Origin of the sequence: Clostridium sp. 19966 (assembly GCF_032335695.1) — a bacterium.
In the GTDB taxonomy this organism is placed as follows: Bacteria; Bacillota; Clostridia; order Clostridiales; family Clostridiaceae; genus JACTOJ01.
The window spans coordinates 91964-115960 of sequence record NZ_JACTOJ010000004.1 but is presented as its reverse complement, the minus strand read 5'-3'; the positions used below and the strand labels follow the sequence as shown (position 1 = coordinate 115960).

The 23997-nt window shown below is 32.7% G+C and carries 20 protein-coding genes; 17 read left to right on the top strand and 3 right to left on the bottom strand.

Going from position 1 to position 23997, the window contains the following annotated elements; all coding sequences use genetic code 11:
• Positions 1-29 precede the first annotated feature (29 nt).
• Entirely contained in the window at positions 30-1400 is a 1371-nt protein-coding gene (locus IAI10_RS05585; RefSeq protein WP_315672300.1) for an FAD-dependent oxidoreductase, read from the bottom strand.
• Positions 1394-2656 carry an FprA family A-type flavoprotein gene (locus IAI10_RS05580; protein WP_315672299.1) on the bottom strand — a complete coding sequence of 421 codons (1263 nt, stop codon included), beginning with the start codon at positions 2654-2656 and terminating at the stop codon, positions 1394-1396. The genes IAI10_RS05585 and IAI10_RS05580 overlap by 7 nt, the downstream gene beginning before the upstream one ends.
• A 645-nt stretch (positions 2657-3301) precedes the next feature.
• On the opposite strand from IAI10_RS05580, the gene IAI10_RS05575 reads away from it, so the two are divergent.
• The 12 genes from IAI10_RS05575 to IAI10_RS05520 all read left to right on the top strand — a co-directional run bounded on the left by IAI10_RS05575 (position 3302) and on the right by IAI10_RS05520 (position 14244).
• A complete protein-coding gene (locus IAI10_RS05575; protein WP_315672298.1) occupies positions 3302-3655 on the top strand; it encodes a DUF6514 family protein in 354 nt (117 codons plus the stop codon).
• 272 nt (positions 3656-3927) lie between these two features.
• The gene (locus IAI10_RS05570) at positions 3928-5148 is read left to right on the top strand and encodes an NAD(P)H-hydrate dehydratase (RefSeq protein ID WP_315672297.1); all 1221 of its coding nucleotides are present in this window, start codon (positions 3928-3930) and stop codon (positions 5146-5148) included.
• Between the two features lie 75 nt (positions 5149-5223).
• Positions 5224-5856, top strand: coding sequence for a germination lipoprotein GerS-related protein (locus IAI10_RS05565; protein WP_315672296.1), 633 nt, complete (start codon positions 5224-5226; stop codon positions 5854-5856).
• Positions 5857-5997: 141 nt separating this feature from the next.
• On the top strand, positions 5998-7158 hold the full coding sequence (gene alr, locus IAI10_RS05560) for an alanine racemase (protein ID WP_315672295.1): 1161 nt from the start codon (positions 5998-6000) through the stop codon (positions 7156-7158).
• A gap of 185 nt (positions 7159-7343) precedes the next feature.
• A complete protein-coding gene (locus IAI10_RS05555; protein WP_315672294.1) occupies positions 7344-7664 on the top strand; it encodes a CopG family transcriptional regulator in 321 nt (106 codons plus the stop codon).
• Positions 7624-7974 (top strand): type II toxin-antitoxin system PemK/MazF family toxin, encoded by a 351-nt coding sequence (locus tag IAI10_RS05550; RefSeq protein WP_315672293.1) that lies wholly within the window; start codon positions 7624-7626, stop codon positions 7972-7974. The genes IAI10_RS05555 and IAI10_RS05550 overlap by 41 nt, the downstream gene beginning before the upstream one ends.
• A 204-nt stretch (positions 7975-8178) precedes the next feature.
• Positions 8179-8748: a peptidoglycan-binding domain-containing protein gene (locus IAI10_RS05545; protein ID WP_315672292.1), complete on the top strand. Its 570-nt coding sequence runs from the start codon at positions 8179-8181 to the stop codon at positions 8746-8748.
• Positions 8749-8780: 32 nt separating this feature from the next.
• Complete coding sequence (locus tag IAI10_RS05540; protein ID WP_315672291.1) at positions 8781-9641, top strand: YitT family protein; 861 nt, start codon at positions 8781-8783, stop codon at positions 9639-9641.
• 163 nt (positions 9642-9804) lie between these two features.
• Positions 9805-10491: a cell division ATP-binding protein FtsE gene (ftsE, locus tag IAI10_RS05535; RefSeq protein ID WP_315672290.1), complete on the top strand. Its 687-nt coding sequence runs from the start codon at positions 9805-9807 to the stop codon at positions 10489-10491.
• Positions 10481-11368, top strand: a complete 888-nt coding sequence (gene ftsX, locus IAI10_RS05530) for a permease-like cell division protein FtsX (RefSeq protein WP_315672289.1) — start codon at positions 10481-10483, stop codon at positions 11366-11368. Before ftsE ends, ftsX begins: the two co-directional genes overlap by 11 nt.
• Before the next feature lie 227 nt (positions 11369-11595).
• The gene (locus IAI10_RS05525; RefSeq protein ID WP_315672288.1) at positions 11596-12867 is read left to right on the top strand and encodes a S41 family peptidase; all 1272 of its coding nucleotides are present in this window, start codon (positions 11596-11598) and stop codon (positions 12865-12867) included.
• Positions 12868-12894: 27 nt separating this feature from the next.
• Positions 12895-14244, top strand: a complete 1350-nt coding sequence (locus IAI10_RS05520) for a site-2 protease family protein (RefSeq protein WP_315672287.1) — start codon at positions 12895-12897, stop codon at positions 14242-14244.
• A gap of 319 nt (positions 14245-14563) precedes the next feature.
• On the opposite strand, the gene IAI10_RS05515 is transcribed toward IAI10_RS05520, so the two are convergent.
• A complete protein-coding gene (locus tag IAI10_RS05515; protein ID WP_315672286.1) occupies positions 14564-15568 on the bottom strand; it encodes an IS1595 family transposase in 1005 nt (334 codons plus the stop codon).
• A 428-nt stretch (positions 15569-15996) separates the two neighbouring features.
• On the opposite strand from IAI10_RS05515, the gene uvrB reads away from it, so the two are divergent.
• Genes uvrB through IAI10_RS05490 form a run of 5 tightly spaced genes read left to right on the top strand, consistent with a single transcriptional unit; the run spans position 15997 to position 23972 of the window.
• Entirely contained in the window at positions 15997-17991 is a 1995-nt protein-coding gene (gene uvrB, locus IAI10_RS05510; protein ID WP_315672285.1) for an excinuclease ABC subunit UvrB, read from the top strand.
• Positions 17992-17999: 8 nt separating this feature from the next.
• Positions 18000-20822 carry an excinuclease ABC subunit UvrA gene (gene uvrA / locus IAI10_RS05505; protein WP_315672284.1) on the top strand — a complete coding sequence of 941 codons (2823 nt, stop codon included), beginning with the start codon at positions 18000-18002 and terminating at the stop codon, positions 20820-20822.
• Positions 20823-20881: 59 nt separating this feature from the next.
• Positions 20882-21319, top strand: a complete 438-nt coding sequence (locus IAI10_RS05500) for an FHA domain-containing protein (RefSeq protein ID WP_315672283.1) — start codon at positions 20882-20884, stop codon at positions 21317-21319.
• A 16-nt stretch (positions 21320-21335) separates the two neighbouring features.
• The gene (locus IAI10_RS05495) at positions 21336-22535 is read left to right on the top strand and encodes an FtsW/RodA/SpoVE family cell cycle protein (protein ID WP_315672282.1); all 1200 of its coding nucleotides are present in this window, start codon (positions 21336-21338) and stop codon (positions 22533-22535) included.
• 15 nt (positions 22536-22550) lie between these two features.
• Complete coding sequence (locus IAI10_RS05490; RefSeq protein ID WP_315672281.1) at positions 22551-23972, top strand: penicillin-binding transpeptidase domain-containing protein; 1422 nt, start codon at positions 22551-22553, stop codon at positions 23970-23972.
• Positions 23973-23997: the final 25 nt, after the last annotated feature.

The window sequence follows — 23997 nt, the reverse complement described above, 5'->3', positions numbered from 1 at the left end:
AAAGCACCTTTTATTAGAGATTTATTATTTTAAGCTAATACTTCTTCAGCTATATTTTCACCAGCGTTTTTCTTTAATGCGCCTATAACTTTAGCTGCCTTTTTAGTATCACCTATGAGGATGGCACCGGCAATCACTCCATCTTTAAAATATAGTTTTTTGTAGACACCTTTTTCAGGGGCTTTAAAGGTATATTCCTTAAGTGAAGTATCGTTAAAGTTTATGTCTCCAGCAGAGAATATGTCTGCATTCATGGCTCTAAACATTACAGAGGATACTAGATGCTCAAGCTTAGCTGAGGAATCGCCAAGAGCATTTTGTCCTGCTATTTTTCCCATTTCCATAGCTGCAGGCCAAGTACCGAAGGATTTTCCATCAATTTCAACTACATCTCCGCAAGCAAATACATCCTTTGCACTAGTTTCCATTTTTTCATTCACAAGAATACCTCTGTTGCAAGCTATTCCAGAATCTTTAGCTAGGGAAGTATTTGCACGGATTCCTACGGAGAATAAAACTAAATCTGCATCTATTATTTTTCCGCTCTTAAGCTTTAAGCCTTTAACACTTCCATTTTCATCAGAAAGTATTTCTTCAGCGGAATCCCCAAGTACAAGCTTAACACCGGAATTATCTGCGATATTTTTAAATATTTCTGCACCTTCATCATCCAATTGTCTTGGAAGAAGTCTAGGGAAGAATTCAACTACGGATATATTTAAGCCAGCGACCTTCATCTCCCAGGCTGCTTCAAGTCCAAGAAGACCGCCGCCTATTACCACGGCGTTCTTAGCTGATTTAATAGCAGCTTTTATTAAGTCTGCATCAGATTTAAATTTTAGAGTATATACACCTTTTAAATCTGATCCTTTTACATCTGGTATGAAGTTGTAGCTTCCGCATGCAAGAATTAATTTATCATAGGATAAGCTTTCACCATCCTCAAAAATTAATTTTTTGTTTTCGGCATCAGTTTTTATAGCTTTTTTTCCTAGCAAAAGTTCTATATTATTATCTTCATACCAAGATTTTGGAGATATATAAAATTTGTTGGTTTCCAAATCTTCAGAGATATATTCAGAAAGCTGAGGTCTGTAATAAGATAGATCATTTTCAGCAGATACTATCTTTATAATAGCAGCTTTGTTATTTTTTCTTATAGTAGCCGCTGAATAATAACCAGCTGCTCCATTACCAACAATCACATAAGTTTCGTCTTTAGAAATTTCTTTCACAGCTGTATCTTCAGTGACCTCTATAAATTCCTCTTTGCCTGCTCCACACACTGGACAAGGTACAGGAGGAAATTCACCTTCGAATATCTCTCCGCACACTACGCATTTCCACTTTCTTTTTTTACCAGTACTATTCTGAGTAGTTTCTACTTCGCTATTTAGCACTTTTTTTTTTCGTCGGTATAAACCTCAAGAGAATCTGGGGATAACTTTCCAAGTTTTACAAGAACTCTTTTTCCAAATTCTTCTCCGAACTCAAAAGTTTGCTTAAGATCCTCTTCAGAAGGCTTAAAACAGATTTTCAAACCTGGCTGAATTTTCATTCTAAGCTGCTTTAATCTTTGTTCTATATTTGGAACAGCTTCTCCGCTCCAACCATAGGAACCGAATCCAGCAGCTACTTTTCCGCCGTGAACTAGAGGGTTAAGTTTTGTAAGAATTTCGCTTATAGGCTCTAAAAGATCACTGTTTATTGTAGGTGATCCGAATAATACACCATCAGCGGCATCTATATCTTCAAGGATTTTTTTCATATCACTATGAATTACATTGTATAATGTAATATCGAAATCGCCGGTGGACTTTATGCCTTCAGCAATCTTATTTGCAAGTATTTCTGTGTATCCATAAGCAGATACATAAGGAATTACAACCTTAGCCTTATCTGTTTGTTTAGCAGCAGGAGTACTCCATTCTTTGTATAGATTTACTATCTTCCAAGGATCCTGTCTTAAAATTGGACCATGTCCGTTACAAATCATTTCTATATCTAAATCTTTAATTTTATCTACTGCCTTAAGCACATAGGGCTTAAATGGTCCCATTATGCAATCGAAATAGTATCTTAATGCTTCCATGTAATTCTCTTGATTTTCATTAAGATCATCGTATATCTTATCATTGCAGTAGTGGCATCCAAAGGAGTCGCAAGTAAATAATATTTTATCTTCTTCTAAATAAGTGTATATTGAATCTGGCCAATGAAGGAATGGAGCTTCAATAAATTTAAGAGTTTTATTTCCAAGATCTAAACTGCTTCCGCCCTTAGCAATTATAGAATCAAAATCACAATTTGCAATTTTTTTAACAAATCTTAAAGCAGCTGGAGATCCAACAACTTTTGCATTTGGAGATAATTTTAGAAGCTTTGCTACTGAACCAGCATGGTCAGGTTCTGTATGGTCTACTACTATATAATCAATTTTTGTGACATCAACATCTAGAGAATTAAGTCTTTCCAGATATTGATCAAAAAATTGTTCCTTTACAGTTTCTATTACAGCAACCTTTTCGCTGCCTCTCACAACATATGAATTATAAGTTGTACCATAAGGTGTATACATTATGATATCAAATATTCTTAAGCCCGGATCAAGAGCACCAACCCAATAAATATCTTTTTTGATTTCTAGTGATTTCATTTTCAATCCCATCCTTTCAAAGCAAATAATAAACTATAAATTTGTTAAACAATTAACTTTTAGCCGCATGTAGTAATATATATTAGTTATGTACTAAAAAAACAATAATATAACTGCAATTACATGCATATATGAGCTTTTAATCTCTGTCAATTACAAATCAATTTATATTATAACATTTTTTAAACATTTATTCACCTCTAGAGCATTAATTAGCTTTTAAATAGTATTTAAAAAAAGACGTGACCCCTGTTAGAAGTCACGTCCCATAGGGAGTTAGAGGCGGATAATGTCATGAATAGTAATATTCATGCTTCACACTATATGGAAGTATTGTAGATAATAATCATTATCTGTTAATAATTATAATCTAAAAATAAAAATAAATCAATAGGCAATTTAAAATAGATTTCGACAATATTATTTATGCAAAAGGTATATACTGGATATTTGGATTATTAAGGGTGGAATATTATGAAATCTCATATTGGAACATGTCAATATTTATATTAAAGTTTTTTTTTACATAACTATAAACTGACAATAATATGATTTTAGTAGTGATAGTATATATTTATAGTTTTATTCTGGGAACATAATTTATTGCCGGTATATGTAAATTTATATTTAAGGGGAGATTCGAAGGTGAAAATAGTTGAAAGTTTAAACAAAACTCTAACTCTAGGCGAAACTACGTATAATTACTATTATAGGCTGATAAGAAGTGATGCTGTAATTAGGAACGGTAAAAAATTAAATTTGCAAACATACGGGATAGAAGTAGAACGTCAGGATTACTCGGACAATAATATTATTAATATCGAGAGGGATAATATTTTATTTATAAGCCCTCAAAGGCATAAAGTACATAACTTGTTAAAGCTAGCTTATGAAAATGAGGTATCTCCTTTGCATTTAGTGGAGGTATTGGGAGAATATGTGGACGAATACATTGTAGATTTTGATGATGCTGCGTTGGACAAGGTTCAGTACAATTAATGTAATTACATTTCCGGAAATTTAAATATATAGTTTTATGTCACAAAATATAGTTGATAAAGTTTGATGCTTTATCAACTTTTTTTTGTGACTTAAAGGGTTCAATTGGGGATCGTTTGTATATTAATACGTTAAATGGGAAAATGTGTATCATCATATTTCATCAACCACGTTTTGTGACATTTAGCTATATTAAAAATTCTAAATTCCAATATGCAAATATATCTATTGTTGTGATAGAATTAACTTAAAAATTATTTTGAGGTGGAATAATGATTCTTGGAATAGGTTCGGATATTATTGAGGTTGAAAGGATAAAAAAAGCTATGGAGAGCAGCAGCTTTGTAAAAAAGGTTTTTTGTGAGTCAGAAATAGCTTATATGGGGGATAAGGAATCTAGATTTCAGCATGGGGCAGGAATGTATGCGGCAAAAGAAGCTGTTTCGAAAGCATTAGGAAGCGGCTTTAGGGGTTTTACCTTTACGGATATTGAAATCCAGCGAGATAAATTGGGGAAACCCTTTGCGATTTTAAAGAAGGGCGCCTTGGAAAAAGTTGAAGCATATAAAAATTGGAATATAAATATTACCATATCCCATGTTAAAGAAAATGCCATAGCTTTTGCCATAATTGAAGACAGCAAAGCTTCAGAGGATAAAATAATTGCTTCAGATATAGAGTTTCTAAAAAAGCATATACCGTTAAGAAAGCAAGAAGGGCATAAAGGTACTTTTGGCAGAACTATTATAGTTGGAGGCACTGATGGATATTATGGAGCTCCATTTTTAGCTGCCAGAGCAGCAGCTAGAAGCGGAAGTGGTCTTGTTACAATAGCGTCTAAGAATGAAGTGATAAAGATGCTCATTCCTTCACTAAGGGAAGTTATGGCTGTTTTCTATGAAGAGGATCGCTTTGATAATATTATAAGTAATGCGGATTCTATAGGAATAGGACCGGGAATGGGAACTGATGATACTGCTAAAAATATATTGCTTAAGGTGACTAAAGCAGCTAAATGTCCTATGGTGGTAGATGCAGATGCCTTGAATATATTATCTAAAGACAAAAATGCAGCAGCGCAGATATATTCTAAGAATGTAATAATTACTCCACACCCTGGTGAGATGGCAAGGCTTACGGGAGAAAGTGTTGAATTTATAAATAAAAACAGAGTGGAGACAGCTGAAAAATTTGCCCTTGAAAATGGAATAGTGGTGCTGCTTAAAGGGCATAACACTGTAATAACCAACGGTAAGGATACATATATAAACCCTACTGGCAGTAGTGCTATGGCCTCAGGTGGAATGGGAGACTGCCTTACTGGAATAATATCATCATTTATTGCTCAAGGGATGGATATATTTACAGCAGGAGTATGCGGAGCTTTTGTTCATGGATATGCCGGTGACGAGCTGTCTAAGAAGATGCACAGCGTTTTAGCCATGGATGTGGCAGAAGAAATCCCATTTATACTTAAAAAGTTGTTGTATTAGTGCAGATTTATATAGAATATTATAATGCCTGTCAGAATAATAGTATTATTGATAAGGATATTTTGGGAGGCTTTCATGAGTAAAATCAAAAATTTTTTGCCTTTGCTGCTAGGAATTGCTGTGGTATTAGCATTTATGTTTGGCTTTGTAATTGCAGGAGGCCAGAGGAATGGACAAAAGAGCGATGAAGATTTGCTATATTATTTTAAAAATTTAAGCAAATATAATTGTAAGGTAAGTATTACTACCATTAATGACAAACAAAAACTATCTTATGACTGCAAACTTTACTATCTTAAAGATAATGGGAGCAGATTAGAAATAGGAAAGGATAGAGTACTTATATATAAGGGTGATAAAATATACATATCTGATCTTGTAACAAAGAATAAATATACTGTGGATGAGGATCAGGGGGAACTATATGCCATGAGTTTTATTCAGCAGTATGTAAAGCTTATGTATGTAAGTGATGATACAAAATATTATGAAAAGCAAGATAAAAGTACAAAGCTTCAATTGGTTGATTTTTCGTTGCCTTTTGGAAATAGTGATATGACTAGGGCTGTTTTAAGTATTGATATAACTAGCCGAGCACCTCAAAAGATAACGATTTATGATAGTGAAGGTAAAGAAAAAGCTGAAATTAAATATAGTGATTTTGATACAAAAGGAAAAATAGACTCATCACTTTTTTCAGTTGCATAAAATGTGCCACCTTACTTTTAATATTTGCATTGCATGGTACTTTTTTTATTGACTGTATATTATAAAATTATAATTGTAATATGCACTTATTTATTTTATAAGGTGTACAATTATATAATTTACTAGTGAAGGTGATTTTTAATGGATGATAAATTGAGACCAGTATGGGCTGAAGTTAATTTAGACAATGCTGCACATAATATGAAAGAAATAAGAAGAATCAGTTCTTCAAAGGATATAATTGCTGTAATAAAAGCAGATGCTTACGGTCATGGTGCCATAGAAATGGCTCAAGTTTTTGTTGAAAATGGAGCTACAAGGCTAGCGGTAGCAGTTATAACTGAGGCTATAGAGCTAAGAAAAGCTGGTATAACTGCTCCTATTATGATTCTAGGCTTTACTCCAGCTTATTATGCAGAAGAATTAATAAAATATGACATAGAGGTCACTGCATTTTCATATGATTATGTAGAAGAACTTTCAAAAGAAGCTGAAAAGTTTAATGAAACAGTAAAAATTCATATAGCCTTAGACACTGGAATGGGAAGAATAGGATTTTTAATTGAAGATAAAAGCGTAGAGGATGTATATAAAATAACTCAATTGACCAATATAACTATTGAGGGAATATTTTCTCATTTTTCTACTGCGGATGAATTGGATAAAGAATACACTTACTTACAATTTAAAAAGTTTGATTTATTTCTGAATAAGTTGGAACAATTAGGCATAAAAATAAAGATAAAACATATTTCTAATAGCGGAGCAATAATTGATTTACAGGATTATAATTTAGATGCTGTAAGACCAGGAATAATACTCTATGGTTATTATCCTTCCGATGAAGTGAAAAGAGAAAATATTTCATTAAAACCAGTGATGACAGTGAAAGCAAAAATAATTAACATTAAAAAGCTTCCCGCACATGAATATATAAGTTACGGAAGAAAGTATATCACATCCAAAGAAACAATTGTGGCAACTTTACCTATAGGATATGCAGATGGATACACTAGACTTTTATTTGGTAAGGCAAAGGTTATAATCAACGGAAAATTTGCACCTGTTATAGGAAGAATATGCATGGATATGTGCATGATAGATGTTACTGATATACCAGGAGCTAAAGTTGGGGATGAAGTTATCATACTAGGAGAAGAAAATGGCATTAAGTATGATGCAGATGATATAGCTAAAGACTTAGGAACGATAAATTATGAAGTTATCTGCGCTGTGAGCAAGAGAGTGCCAAGAGTGTTCATTAAAGAAGGAAAAACTATTGAAGTAAGAAATTATATATAATTTCTTTGACATAACTTATGGCATTGGGATATAATTGTTGTGGATTATTCTTATTTGATTTACATAGTTAAACTAGAAATTGCGTAATTATTTTGAAGCTTTTTTTGTTTTTTCATAGTTATTTTCATTATGCATTTTCTTTAATAATATCTGCTCATGAAGAAATTAGGAGGTAATTTTATATTATGTCGATTTCAAAAAAGTTAGTGGTTAACCTCTCGGAAACACTTAATGGAGATTTGCAAGAAAAACTAGTTAAAAAAACCCCAAAAAGTAGTCAATTAATTGAGCGTCAATTAATATTATATATAGAGAAGCAAAGAAAAAGAGAATTCATAGAGAATATGAAAAAGGGTTACAAGGAAATGACAGCTATAAATGTTGAAATGGCTGAGATGGGATGTATAGACGATTTCAAGAGCTTGCAAGAATATGAGGCATGGCTTACGGAGAGTGATTTACCCGATGACTATGATAGTGAAAAGAGGAGATATATTTTATGCTGATTTAAGTCCTGTAGTGGGCTCAGAGCAAGGCGGAATAAGACCAGTCATAATAATTCAAAATGATGTGGGAAATAAATATAGTCCAACTATAATAGTGGCAGCTATAACTTCACAAATAAATAAAGCAAAACTTCCGACCCACGTTGAGATATCTTCAGAAGAATATGGTCTTAACAAGGACTCAGTAGTTTTGCTGGAGCAGATAAGGACTTTAGATAAACGTAGATTAAAAGAAAAAATAGGACATATGAAAGATGAAGACATGAAGCTTGTTAACGAAGCACTTTTAATCAGTTTAGGACTTGATTGATATAAAGATGATATTTATCTACCATATTACATTTTAGAACTATTCTAAATTATTAGAATAGTTCTATTTGCATGCATATAAATTTGATATGCATAATCAAAAATACAGATGTATAAGATTTATATAAGAGGAATAAATTTGTTTACATTAAAAAACTATGATAATATAATAATGTTATTATAGTTTCATCTGTAGGAGGTAATGATGAGTAAGAAAGGCGTAAAGGGGTTAGTTTTTGTTTCAATAATTTATTTATTAATATTGGCAGGGATGTCTGCTTTTTTTATAGTTTCGGGGAGAACTAATTATTTAGGATTTAAAAAAGAGGTTGATAAAGCCAGAAGCGAAGTAAAAACAAGCGGCAGTTTGGATACAACTGATTCTTCAAATTCAAGTAGTGCGGCAGCATCAACTACAGTAAATAATAATACTACAAATGCTAATACTAATACTAATACTGATAATAGTAATAGTTCAGGTAGTGCAACTGCTTCTAGCAATGAAAAAAGTTCTCCCGCATCTTCCAGCAGTACAGATAGTACGAATAATACATATGCAAATGTTAAATTCTCAAGAACTATCAGCATTAACGCTCAAGGTGATGATGTTAAGAGAGTTCAATATTTGTTAAAGAGTAAAAATCTTTACTTAGGAAATATAACAGGAACCTATGATGCGAATACACAAGAAGCTGTAAAAGCTTTTCAAAAGTCGATGAGCATTGGCCAGGACGGAGTTATTGGACCTTCCACTTGGGCTAAGCTTAATCAATAAAGATTTATAAATTTATCTATGGACGTGATCTTATGAAAAATTATAAAAAGGTGAAAGAATATTTACTTATAACATTAGGCGTATTACTTGTAAGCGTAAGCATTCAATTTTTCTTATCGCCTAATAATTTGGCAGCTGGAGGTACATCGGGTATAGCTATCATAATAAAGCATTTTTTACCTCAGATACCTTTATCTATAATGCTGTTTATGATGGATTTTATTTTATATATTATAGCATTTATTTTTCTAGGCAATAAATTTGGAGGAAAAACCATATATGCTAGTGCTTCTATGTATGTGATATTATGGATATTTGATTCAGTATTGAAGTTAAATATTGCTGCTACCAAAGATTTAATGCTCGCAGCTGTTTTTGGAACATTGATATCAGGACTTGGCATGGCTATAGTTTTTAATCAAAATGCATCCACAGGTGGAACTGACATAGTAGCTAAAATACTTAATAAATTTTTTCATGTTAATATAGGAAAATCTTTATTAGCTGTAGATTTTTTAGTTACTATTTCAGCTGCTATTACTTTTGGAATAAGCAAGGGTTTATATGCTCTGTTAGCTGTTATAATGAGTGGATTCATTATAGATTATGCTATTGATGGATTTAATGTTTGTAAGCAAGTGATAATCATAACAAGTAAATGCGATGAGATTTCAAAATTTATTATAAAAGATCTTGATAGGAGCTTTACTCTGCTTTATGGTAAAGGCGGATACCAAGATGTAGAAAGACAGATTATATATACTATTTTAAGCAGAAGTGAATATATAAATCTAAAAAAGTTTATCAGAGAAGTTGATAGGAAGGCATTTGTAGCTGTAAATGATTCTCACGAAGTTCTTGGAGAAGGCTTTAAAGATTTAGTTGAAGAGTAACAATTTTCATATAGGCTGCCGACTTTTGGCGGCCTTTTACGTATAATTAAATGTAATGTTACTAATTGTTTAAAATTAGAAATGAAATAACTTGTCATGTTATGATATAATAGGTTTATTAAAAGGCAATAAGTTGTTCATGCAAAAAGAAAGGGTTGAAAAAATGATTGAATTTATTAACGTTAGCAAAACATATGATAACAAACACTATGCCTTGAATAATGTCAATGTAAAAATTGATAACGGTGAGTTTGTTTTCTTGGTAGGTCCAAGCGGTGCGGGAAAATCTACTTTTATAAAAATGCTTTTAAAAGAGGTTGAGCCTTCTGAAGGGACTATACTGCTTGACGATATAGAAGTTAATAAGCTTAAAATGAAACATGTACCTGCTTACAGAAGAAAGATAGGTATGGTTTTTCAGGATTTTAGGTTAATACCTACTTTGAATGTTTATGAAAATGTTGCTTTTGCCATGAGAGTTATAGAGGCTTCACCTAGAGAAATAAGAAAAAAGGTTCCTATGGTGCTTGCTATGGTTGGATTATCAGATAAATTTAAGCATTTCCCTAATGAGTTGTCCGGTGGAGAACAGCAGAGAATATCTCTTGCTAGAGCTCTTGTAAATAGTCCATCTATTCTTATAGCTGACGAGCCTACAGGTAATCTTGATCCTGAGACGGCTAATGGGATAATGAGCACTTTAAATGATATAAATAAGGCTGGTACTACTGTACTTATGGCTACACATGCTAAGGAAATTGTGGACAACATGAAAAAGAGAGTTATAGCTGTTGAAAATGGCGTAATAGTAAGAGACGAAAAGAGGGGGAAATACGAATATGAAGATTAGCAGTATAAAGTACTTTTGCGTAGATGCCATTAGAAGCTTAAGAAGAAACTTTACTTTAAGTTTAGCTTCTGTAGCTACTGTTGCTGCTAGCTTATTTGTTTTAGGAATATTTCTTTTAACTATACAAAACGCAAATAAACTAGTGGGAAACCTTCAAAATAGTGTTGAAGTACAGGTGTATCTTAAAGACGATATAAATACTATGCAGCAAAAGAATATTGAAAACTCACTTAAGGAAGATAATCAGATACAGGATGTTAAATATGTAAGTAAGGATCAGGCACTTAGTGATTTTAAGAATCAGCTTAAGGATTCTGATGCGCTTAGCGGTTATGATAATAGTCACAATCCTCTTCCAGCATCTTTTACATTAAAGCTTAAAGCTCCAGAGTATGCAGATTCTGTTACCAGCAAAGCTGAAAAACTTGATGGAGTAGAATCAGTAAAAAATCAAAGACAAATTGTAAGCGGTATAATAGCAATTTCTAAAGCTGTTAGATATATGGGGATAGCAATGTTCATACTTTTAACTATAGTTTCATTTTTCTTGATAGGTAATACTATTAGACTTGCTGTTTATTCAAGAAGAAGAGAGATCGGTATCATGAAGTTTGTGGGAGCAACTGACTGGTTTATAAGATGGCCGTTTATTATAGAAGGATTAATTATAGGGGTTATAGGTTCTGTAATATCTAACACTTTGTTATACATAACTTATAAGGCTGTATTTAATGGACTTACTAGTTTCTCATTTAAGATAACTTTAATAAATCCATCTTATGCCATGGGATCTTTAGTTTGGGAGTTCTTATTTGGTGGGGCGATAATAGGAGCTTTAGCTAGTATAGTAGCTTTAAGAAGATTTCTTAAGGTGTAACATAGAGCAAAATCAAAATTATTTAAATGGCTAGATTATTTTAAACTATAGTGTTAAAATTGAATTAGTTTTCATAGTAAAAGGCTGACTGAATGTCTGCCTTTTATTTTAATAAAAATATTATGAATGTATTTATTTTCATAAAAATGGCATACAATATAAAGGCTATATGAAAGTTAAAATATTTTCAATGGAGATACTGTTTTAGGTAAGGGGAGAATAGCATAATGGATGAAAATAACAATAAAAAGACGGTGAATAAGAAAATTGTTGCTATAGTTGTTGTATTATTTTTGGCTACCAATATAATATCTTTATATTTAGGATCGTTTATAGCGCTTTATTCTGGTAATAAATATGCCATAAGCAAGAAAGATTATAATGATTATAAAGATATAAAGAATGTAGCTACCCGCGATGAAATTGTGGAGTTTGCAAAATTATTTGATATTAATAGGCAGCTCAATAAATATTATTATGAAAAAATAGACGAAAATGCTTTGGTGGATAGTGCAACAAAGGGCTTAGCTTCAGGGCTTAATGATCCGTATACTGTTTTTATGAATAAGGAGGACTTTACTAATTTTACTAATAGTATGAATTCGGCTTATGTAGGAATAGGTATAAGTTATGCTGCAGAAAATGGTAAGATTATAATAAAAACTGTGTTTGAAAATTCACCTGCTCAAAAAGCGGGATTACATAATGGAGATGCCATAACAAAAGTTAATGCAACTCCTGTAAGTGCTAGCAATCTGGATAATGCGGTATCCATGATGAAGGGCAAAGAAGGAGAAGAAGTAAATTTAACTATACTTAGAGATGACAAATCTTTTGATGTGAAAGTTAAGAGAGCAAAAGTCACAATGAATACTGTAAAGAGTGAAATGCTAAGTAATAACATAGGATATATACAGCTTTCTGCCTTTGATACTAATTCAGCTAATGAATTTGAGGCTGCTGCTAAAAGCTTGAAAAATAAAGGTATGAAAGGTCTTGTTGTGGATCTTAGAGAAAATGGAGGCGGAGAACTTGATGTATGCGTAGACATATGCTCACAGTTTGTTGATTCCAATAAAGTGATAGTAACTCAGAAGTATAAGGATGGCTCAAGCCAAGTTACAAAGTCCATAAGCAATAAGCAGTTATTAAAGAATATACCTTTGGTGGTTTTAGTAAATGGTGACACTGCAAGTGCTTCGGAAGTATTTTCTGGAGTAATAAAAGATTATAAACTGGGTACATTAGTTGGTAGCAAGACTTTTGGAAAAGGAATTGTTCAGCAAATTATACCAGATAAAAATGATGGAACTGCTCTTAAAGTCACAGTTTCTAAATATTATACTCCTAATGGAGAAAATATACATAAAACTGGCTTTACTCCTGATGTTACTGTTAACTACGATTATGAGAAGGCGTTAGAATCTAACACCTATAACAAAGCTTCAGATGCTCAATTAAACAAAGCATTGGAGCTAATTAACGATAGAATGAAATAAGATGATTAACGAGGGGGATTCTTTTCAATGGATTTAGCGATTTATACTCTTAGGGCATTGACTTATGCAATAGTTGATCCATCTTTAGCGAGTATTTTAATTATTTTGGCATTTGTATTATTTTTTCAAAATAGAAAAGTGTCTATGATGCAAAAAATGGTTATTGGTGAAACCATAAGTTCACCATTAGAACTTACATTGTCTCAGGTAGTAATGGGCATATTTGCAGGGATATTAGGAAGCATTATGCTAACTTATGCAGGAGTAATGTTTAATCAGAATTCTGGCATTGAAATAATTTTTATTATTTCAATAATTCTTATGCTTATAAAACCTAAATATATATGTTTTTCATATTCAGGAGCAGTACTTGCATTTGCCAGTATACTCACAAATGATGTGTATAAATATTTTACTGGTTCGCCTATGCACGGATTCAATATTAATATTGATGTTACAGCACTTATGACCTTAGTTGGAATATTGCATATAATAGAGGGTATACTTGTTGTTATTGATGGACGAAGAGGTGCAATTCCGGTTTTTACAAATAGTGATGGTAAAATCGCTGGCGGTTTTGCATATAAAAGATATTGGCCAATCCCTATTTTAATAATATTTTTAATATCTTCTTCAGCTACAAGTGCAAGTGATGTTGTAGAAGCTGTCAAGACTCCAAATTGGTGGCCTATTATTTCCAATAATTATTCAGCCTCTTTTCTTAAGAGTGCTGTTATGGCAGCATTGCCCTTATATGCGATTTTAGGATATAACACAGTAACTTTTACTAAAACTAAGGTACAAAAAACTTTAATTTCTGGTATATCTATTTTAATTTATGGTATATTACTAACTTTAGTTGCACAGTTGGCTCACATTAATTTTGCAACTAAGGTTTTCGTAATAATTTTTGCTCCGTTAGCTCACGAATTAATGTTAAAAATTCAAAGTAAATTTGAGAAGAGCAGCAAATATAAATTTGTAAGTGATGGAGACGGTATAATGGTTTTGGATGTAACTCCAAAATCTTCTGCACATTTTATGGGAATAAAGAGCGGCGACACTTTATTAGAAATAAATGATGTGCAAATTGAAAAAGAGACTGATGTAATTGAAGGTATAAAATGTTCTTACAACGGAATAATGAAAATTAAATTAAAAAGGTCGTATGGAAGAGAAGAAATTTTAAATAATGATAAATATGATTCAACTAGAAAATTGGGTGTTGTATTTGTTCCAAAGTCTGTTCCCAAAAAAAGTATGGTCATAGGATATGAAGATATGAAATTTTCGGATTTTTTAAGTAACATAGTTAATAAGAAAAACAAAGAAGATGATGATAAAGATGAAAATAATGATGAAGACAAAAAACAATAATATTTAAATACATAACCTGTATCAAGATTTATATAGATTCTTAAATTGATACAGGTTTTTTTGTCATTATTTTTTAGAAAAATAAATTATGGTAAAGGCTCATAATTTTACTATAATTGCACCCTAGTATTGCACCTTTAAATTACATGTAGTTAAGTCACAAAAAATAGTAGTTATAGCTTATGAGATATAATTAAGAACATACAAGATATTTCATAAATTAAATATTTGAAAGAATAATAATTGTAAGAACAAAAATATTATTTTTACGTTTAATAAAAACAATTCTGAATTAAAAAGTTTATTTGCAATCTAATAATTAGTTTATGCTGCATATGAATTTAAAATTGCGTATTTTAATATTGCTTCCATAGAGAATAATATCATACAATGTGCTTTTTATAATTTGTAACAGAGTTTTTCTAGAGTTTATAAAATTCCACTTATTCCATGTAATATAAAAATCCATGTATTTTGTAGCTACTCCTCTAAAACTGTAAATTAAATTATGAAGTGCGCTTTCAAAGCTTCTTACCTTGGATAAATTAAATTTTGAAAGTGGATTAAAGGATATTCTAGCGATTTTGTGTATTTCTAATTTATGTATTTTGGCAAAGCTTTCATATTTATAATGATTCTTGGTACAAAGTACAGAATTCTTAGGAATTTTATTTGAAAGCAATGAATTTATAATAGAATAATTTGGAGAGTTTAAACAAGCTGTTTTAGAAAATATAATACCATTCTCATCAACACAAGACAGAACACAAACTTTATTTCTTGGTTTGCCGCAATTTAATATATTATACAGATTATATTTGCTGCAATTAGATTTAAGATTTTCATCAAAATAAGTTTCATCTATTTCTATTAAACCATTTAATTTAACTGGAAGTAGTGATGAAAGAGAATGCAAAATCTTATGTCGCCAATAAAAAGAAGTATTTTTATGAATACCAACTTCTTTAGCACTTTTTCTAATAGTAAAACAATTATTCATGCAATTTAAATAATTAATCCAATAAGCTAAAGGTTTTTTGCTGTGGTATAAGGGAGAGCCTGTAGATGAGCAAAATATTTTCCCGCAATTCTTACACTTATATCGTTGCTTTAATAGTCTATTTTTACCGTTTTTAATAATAGAGTTTGAGTTACAATGAGGACAGCATGATAAAGCATTAGGAGTATTTTTAATAGAATTTATTATGGAAGCTACATCATGGTTTGTAAGAAATTCATTTTTCCAGTTAGCCGATTTTAATATAGGATTTTTATATGTACTTTCAATATTATCTAAGGGATTATTCATATCTAATTTATTCATTTTTAAACTCCAATCTTCAAAATTATATATTCTTTATTAATCGAACTGATGTTCTAATTTAATTATTGACGCAATAAATTTTTTTAATCATTTAAATCAAAATATTATATGAAATTTTGCGCGCTTAATTTTATAAATGATTAATAACTATTAATTAAGAGATAATAAATAGTAAAGGTTAGAATTAAGTTTATAAATTCATCTACTACATTTTGTGACTAAGAGCTATAAATCCTACAGTAGCAATTAAACATTTCTTATCTACTACATTTTGTGACATAAATAGATGGATAAATTTTAGCAACAAACATACCTCATTTGTATGTTGACATACAAATACCAAAAGTATAAAATATTAATATCGAACAAATATTCGTAAATGTTTTACATTTAATATAGACCTTAATATTAGCAATGGAGGCTGTACAATGGGAGAGTTTAAGATAAAATCTAAATATAAACCTACGGGAGACCAACCTAAAGCCATAGATAAAATTGTGGAATCACTTCAGCAAGGTCATAGAGGTCAGACACTTCTGGGAGTAACTGGGTCGGGAAAGACTTTCACCATGGCAAATGTAATTGAAAGGGTGCAAAAGCCGGCATTGGTGCTTGCCCACAATAAAACATTAGCAGCTCAGCTTTGTTCAGAGTTTAGAGAATTCTTCCCGGACAGTTCTGTAGAATACTTTGTTTCCTACTATGACTATTATCAGCCAGAAGCTTACGTTCCGCAGACAGATACATATATAGAAAAAGATGCTTCAATAAACGATGAGATAGAAAGGCTCAGACACTCAGCTACATCCGCACTATTTGAAAGAAGCGATGTTATAATTGTAGCCTCTGTATCATGTATATACGGACTTGGTAATCCAGAAGAGTATAAAAAACTTTCTTTATCTTTAAGAGAAGGTATGAACAAAGAAAGAGATGAAGTTATCAAAAAACTTGTAGAAATGCAGTATGAGAGAAACGAAATAGATTTCCACAGATCTACCTTTAGGGTAAAGGGAGATGTGCTTGACATAGTTCCTGCCTCAACAAACCAAAAAGGAATAAGAATTGAATTCTTTGGTGATGAAATAGAAAGAATTAGAGAATTTGATATCCTAACTGGTGAAATACTACATGATTTAAAACATACCCAGATTTTCCCGGCATCGCATTTTGCAACATCTCAGGAAAAATTAGAGGTAGCTATTAAAAAGATAGAAGACGAATTAGAAGATAGGCTTAAGGAACTTACCTCTCAGGATAAATTATTGGAAGCGCAAAGATTAAAGCAGAGAACAAACTTTGATATTGAAATGATGAGGGAAGTTGGATATTGTACCGGCATAGAAAACTATTCTAGAATTCTTGATGGAAGAGATTCAGGAACTCCTCCTCAAACATTAATAGATTATTTCCCTGATGATTTTCTATTGTTTATTGATGAGAGTCATGTAACTCTTCCGCAAGTTAGAGCCATGTTCGCAGGAGATAGATCTAGAAAAAATACACTTGTGGATTATGGTTTTAGACTTCCATCTGCATTTGATAATAGGCCACTTCAATTCAACGAATTTGAAGGAAAAATAAATCAGGTTATTTTCGTAAGTGCCACCCCAGCAGCTTATGAACTTAACAATTCTTCTATAGTGGCAGAGCAGATAATAAGACCTACAGGACTGCTGGATCCAGAGATAATTGTAAAACCTGTGACAGGACAGATAGATGATTTGTATACTCAGATTCAAGAAACTGTGGCTAAGGGCTTCAGAGTGTTGGTAACCACACTTACTAAAAGAATGTCTGAAGATCTTACAAGGTATTTAAAAGAACTCAATGTAAAAACTACCTATCTTCATTCTGGCATAGATACTATAGAGAGAATGAAGATAATAAGAGATTTAAGAAAAGGCGAATTTGATGTTCTAGTAGGTATCAATTTGTTAAGAGAAGGATTGGACATACCGGAAGTTGCATTGGTAGCAATATTAGACGCGGATAAGGAAGGATTTTTACGTTCAGAGACATCGCTGATCCAGACTATAGGAAGAGCAGCAAGAAATAGTGAGAGTAAGGTAATAATGTATGCGGATAGAATCACGGATTCGATGGGAAAGGCCATAGGAGAAACAAATAGAAGAAGAAAGCTTCAGATTGAATACAATGAAAAAAATGGAATAGTTCCAACCACTGTTATGAAGGATATTAGGGATGTTATAGAAGTATCCAAGGTATCCGAGGAAGGTGTGGAATATGGCTCTATGGAAGAAGCTTTAGAAGGAACTAAGGAAAACTTAGAGAAGACTATGGAAAAGGTTGAGGCTGAAATGAGAATAGCCGCAAAGGAATTGCAGTTTGAAAGAGCTGCACAGCTCAGAGATAAGCTTATGGAGTTAAAGAAAAAGTTGAATAAAATAAATAAAGGTTGAGGTGTGAGATGGGAAATACTATAAAGATAAAAGGTGCAAGGGTAAACAACTTGAAGAATGTAAGCTTGGAAATTCCGAGAGATAAGCTAGTAGTATTTACTGGTCTATCAGGTTCGGGAAAGTCATCCCTGGCATTTGACACATTGTATGCAGAAGGACAGAGAAGGTATGTAGAATCATTATCATCCTATGCAAGACAGTTTTTAGGACAAATGGATAAACCCGATGTAGATTACATAGAGGGATTGTCTCCAGCTATATCAATAGATCAGAAGACTACCAGCAGAAATCCACGTTCTACTGTAGGTACAGTTACGGAAATATATGATTATTTAAGACTTTTGTATGCTAGAATAGGAGTGCCTCATTGTCCTAAATGCGGTAAAGTAATAAGCCAGCAAACTGTGGATGTTATGGTAGATAAGGTGCTTTCTTTGGAAGAGAGAACCAAAATACAGGTTATAGCACCTATAATCAGAGGAAGAAAAGGCGAACATGAAAAAGTTCTTGAAAATATAAAGAAAAACGGCTTTGTAAGAGCAAGAATAGATGGAATTATGTATGACCTTACAGAAGATGATGTTAAGCTTGAAAAAAATATTAAACACACTGTAGAAGCAGTCATAGATAGATTGGTGGCAAAACCAGATATAAGAAGTCGTTTAGCAGATTCTATAGAAACAGCATTAAAAATAGCTGATGGGCTTGTAATAATAAACATTATAGATGGAGAAGACATTTTATTCAGTGAAAAATTTGCCTGCCCAGACTGCGGTATAAGCATTGATGACCTAGAACCAAGATTATTTTCCTTTAACTCACCTTTTGGAAAATGTGATAAATGCGATGGGCTTGGAACTTTAATGGAGATAGACCCAGATTTAATTATTCCTGATAAGAGCAAGAGTATCATGGAAGGAGCTATTGCAGCTTGGGGAGAAGGAAGATTGAAGGAAGATTCCTGGACTTTTGCTGTGCTCACGGCTTTAACCAAGAAATATAAATTTTCTTTAGATACACCTGTTGAAAAGCTTTCAGATAAAATTGTGGATATACTTCTTTATGGTACAAAAGGTGAAAAGCTTGTAGTTAAATATGATAAGGAATTTTCTCAGGGGGAATTCAATCATAATTATGAAGGCATAATAAACAGCATGAGAAGAAGGTATATGGAAACCAACTCAGACTACATAAAGAACGAAATAGAACAATTTATGAGTGATAATCCATGTCCTAAATGTAAAGGGGACAGATTAAAGCCAGAGGCTCTTTCTGTAAAAATAGCAGATAAGAATATAAGTCAATTCTGCAAGCTTCCAATAAGAGATGAGCTTGAATTTGTAAATGGGTTAGAGCTTTCTGAAAAGAATAAGATGATAAGTGCTCAGATAGTAAAAGAGATTAAAAGCAGACTGCAGTTTTTAATAGATGTAGGACTTGATTATTTAAATCTGGCAAGAAATGCAGGAACACTTTCAGGAGGAGAAGCTCAAAGAATACGACTTGCTACTCAGATTGGTTCCAGCCTTATGGGGGTATTATATATACTTGATGAACCAAGCATAGGCTTGCATCAGAGAGATAATGATAAGCTTATTGCAACTCTTAAGCACTTGAGAGATATAGGAAATACTCTAGTAGTGGTAGAGCATGATGAAGATACAATAAAAGAAGCAGATTTTATTGTAGATATAGGACCTGGAGCAGGAGAACACGGCGGAGAGGTAATAGTTGCCGGATCTCTTGAGGAAGTTAAAAAATGCAGTGAGTCCATAACAGGTCAATATCTTACAGGAGAAAAAAAGGTAGAAGTGCCTGTAGAAAGAAGAAAAGGCAATGGAAACTTTATAAAGATAAAGGGAGCAAAAGAAAATAACTTAAAGAATATAAATGTACAAATTCCTTTAGGAGTATTAACTGCTGTAACTGGAGTGTCAGGATCAGGGAAAAGTACTCTTGTAAATGAAATACTATATAAAGGACTAAATAAAATTATAAATAAATCAAAGGTATTTCCAGGAGCACATAAGGAAATAACAGGATATGAAAATATTGATAAAATAATAGATATAGATCAAAGCCCTATAGGCAGAACACCTAGGTCCAATCCAGCAACCTATACTGGTGTGTTCGATATAATAAGAGATGTATTTTCTAGCACCTCAGAATCAAAAATGAGAGGCTATAAGCCGGGAAGATTCAGTTTTAATGTAAAAGGCGGAAGATGTGAAGCTTGTTCTGGTGATGGAATAATTAAAATAGAGATGCAATTCTTATCTGATGTTTATGTTCCTTGTGAAGTCTGCAAGGGTAAGAGGTATAACAGAGAGACTCTTGAGGTAAAATATAAAGGCAAGAATATTGATGAAGTGCTCAATATGACAGTGGAGGAAGCACTGGATTTCTTTGAGAATATGCCTAGAATAAAAAATAAAATCCAGACCCTTTATGATGTAGGTCTGGGATATATAAGATTAGGTCAGCCTTCCACTCAGCTTTCCGGTGGAGAAGCTCAAAGAATAAAGCTAGCTTACGAGCTTTCTAAGAGAGGTACAGGAAAGACCTTGTATATTTTGGATGAGCCTACTACAGGTCTTCATATTGATGATGTAAATAGATTGGTAAAGATACTTCAAAGGCTAGTAGATGTAGGAAATACAGTAGTGGTAATTGAGCATAATTTAGATGTTATAAAATGCGCAGATCATATAATAGATTTAGGACCAGAAGGCGGAGATAAAGGAGGAACCGTAATTTGCAGCGGAACTCCTGAAGAAATATGCAAGAATAAAATCTCCTATACAGGACAATATCTCAAAAAAATGTTATAATAAATTTTAGACTAGCATAAAAATATGCTAGTCTTTAAATTAATTGAGGTGGTGTAGTTATGGTGGATTATGCTAAATTGCTTAGACCTATTTTTATAGCGGTATTTATATCCATAATATTCATAATAATTTTCATGTCCTTAAGGATAATGTACAAGGATGTAAACAATAGTGATAAAAAGAAAATATTAAGAAAATCTCTAGGACTTGAAGTGGAATACGTAAGTGAAAACTCCAATTTGAAAAGAGGAAGTATAGTTCCGGTAGGTGCTGGATTAACTATAGGAAGAAAAGAAGAGAATAACGTGATAATAAATGATCCTTATGCTTCGGGACATCACGCCAGAATCTATGTTAAAAATAATGATTTTATACTAGAGGATCTTGGAAGCACTAATGGCACCAAACTTAATGGTGGTAACATAACAGATAAAGTTACTGTAGAAGTAGGAGACGAAATAAAGATAGGGAATACTGTCTTTAGAGTGATTGGATAGGATTCGGGGTGATTGGATGAAAAGTAGAAGAGGTGAAATTGGGCTGCTATTTATGACATACCTGCTGACATTTGCTATATTTGGCAACCTTTTTATTCTTAAACAGCCTTTTGATAAAGGTGCACTGATAATTGCAGGAATAGTATGCTTATTAGTAACTTATGCGTATATAGTAATAAGAAAGTTTTTTCCTGATGGTGATAAGTACATATTACAGTTCACAGCTATACTGTCAGTTATAGGTATAGCCATGATATATAGAATAAGCTCTGGAGAAGCCATAAAGCAGATAGTATGGTTTGTGCTGGGAATGTCCATGTTTATACTTATTGTAGTAATACTTCCCGATATTAGGAATTACTCTAAGTATCAGATGATTTATTTGGTAGGAACTTTAATATTCATGGCAATGGCTGAGTTCATAGGTACTACTAAATACGGATCTAAAAACTGGGTATATGTAGGAGGCTTTGGGTTTCAGCCTTCTGAAATAGGAAAAATATTTCTTGTGCTTTACTTAGCTAGTGCTCTCAGCAAGTATAAAACTTTTTTGGATTTAATTCAGCCAGCTTTAGTAGTTATGGCTACCTTGGGATTTATGGTACTTCAAAAAGACTTGGGATCGGCATTGATATTCTTTTGTATTTCTGTAACTATGCTTTACATATCAACCTCTAAAGGCAAATACGTACTTGTAGGTTTTATATTATTTGCCATAGGAGCATATATAAGTTATAGATTATTTGCTCATGTAAGATTAAGAGTTGATATTTGGAGAAATCCATGGGCTGATCCTACAGATAAAGGGTATCAGCTTGTACAATCACTTATTGCTATAGCTTCTGGAGGATTTTTAGGCAGCGGCTTGGGCATGGGGTATCCAGGATACATACCTGTGGCAGATAGTGACTTTATATTTGCAGCTATCTGTGAGGAATTTGGGACATTCATAGGATTCGGCATAATACTCATATATTTTTTGCTATTCTATAGATGTCTTAGAGTTTCCTTTTATATAGAAGATAGATTTACTCAGTTAGTAGCAGCCGGATACAGTGTAATGATTGCAAGCCAAGTATTAGTCATAATAGGAGGAGTTGTAGGTGCAATACCTCTTACAGGTATAACATTGCCACTTTTAAGCTATGGAGGAACATCTATGCTGACAATTTTCTTTGCACTTGGCATATTACAGAAAATTTCAGAAGATGCTTAGAGAGGAGGCTAGAATATGGACGATATATCTAAAAATATAAAAAAGGTGCTTATAATATTCTTTTTACTGTTTTGTCTTTTAATATCTTATTTCTCTTATTTCATAGTAGTTAAAGGACCATCAGTAGCTAAAAACACGAATAATAAAAGACTTTGGGCAAAGAGAAATGAGGTGCTCAGAGGAACAATATATGATAGGAATATGACCGCACTCACTAAAAGCGAGAAGATAAATACATTAACACAGAAGAGGGAATATACAGGAGGTGCACTATTTGCTCATGCTCTTGGATATGTAAACCAGAAATATGGAATCACTGGTCTTGAAAGCACCTATGATGATGATCTTATGGCCGATAACGAACTTTCTTTCTGGGATCTTTGGAAGAATAAAGGCGTTGATAAGGAAAAAGTAGGTCATAGCATAGAAACTACTTTGGATTCTAATGTTCAAAAGGCTGCTTATGATTTATTAGGAGACAGAAAAGGTGCAGTTGTTGCATTAAATCCTAAAACAGGAGAAATATTGGCTATGGTATCTAAGCCTTCCTTTGATCCTAACAATTTAGATACTATATGGAGCAGCATAAATAGTGATAAAAACAGGCCTTTGCTGAATAGGGCAGTTTCTGGCTTATATCCCCCTGGATCTTCTTTTAAGGTAGTTACTACAACTTCTGCTCTTCAGAATTTGCCAGGGATAGATAATGAAATATTTCATGATACAGGAAAACTGTATTTTAACTCAAAATACTCTCTTAGCAATTTTGGAGGAGAAGTTAATGGAGATATTAATTTAAAACAGGCACTTCAAGTTTCAAGTAATTTTGTATTTGGAACTATAGCAGGAAGGCTTGGAAACAGTAAGCTTAAGGCTACGGCAGAATCCTATGGCTTTAATAAAAGTATTAAAGGTAATGGCATTATAGTGGATAACAGCAGATTTCCTACTATACCGAGTACGGAGCCTGGAAATATAGCTCAAAGTGGTATAGGACAAAGCAGCATATTAGCTACTCCTATGCAGATGGCATTAGTAGCTTCCACTGTTGCAAATGGGGGAGTAATGATGAAGCCAAACCTGGTAAAAAAAGTGATGACTTATGATGGAAAAACCATCAGTACAGTGCAGGCGGAAATTTTAAATACTGTCACCACCAAGGATATAGCTGCCGAGATAGGTTCCTATATGAGAGGAGTTGTAACCTCTGGAACAGGAAGAGCTGCCAGTGTAGCAGGTGTTGAAGTAGCTGGAAAGACAGGAACAGCGGACCACAGTGATGACGGAAATTCTACGCCACACGCTTGGTTTATAGGCTTTGCACCTTATAGTAATCCTACAGTTGCAGTAGCAGTAATTGTAGAGGATGGAGGACAGGGTGGTATAGCTGCTGCCCAAATAACTTCAGGAGTAATAAAAACAGCACTTGGAAAATAAATTTTGTTTCGCTATATTGACTAGA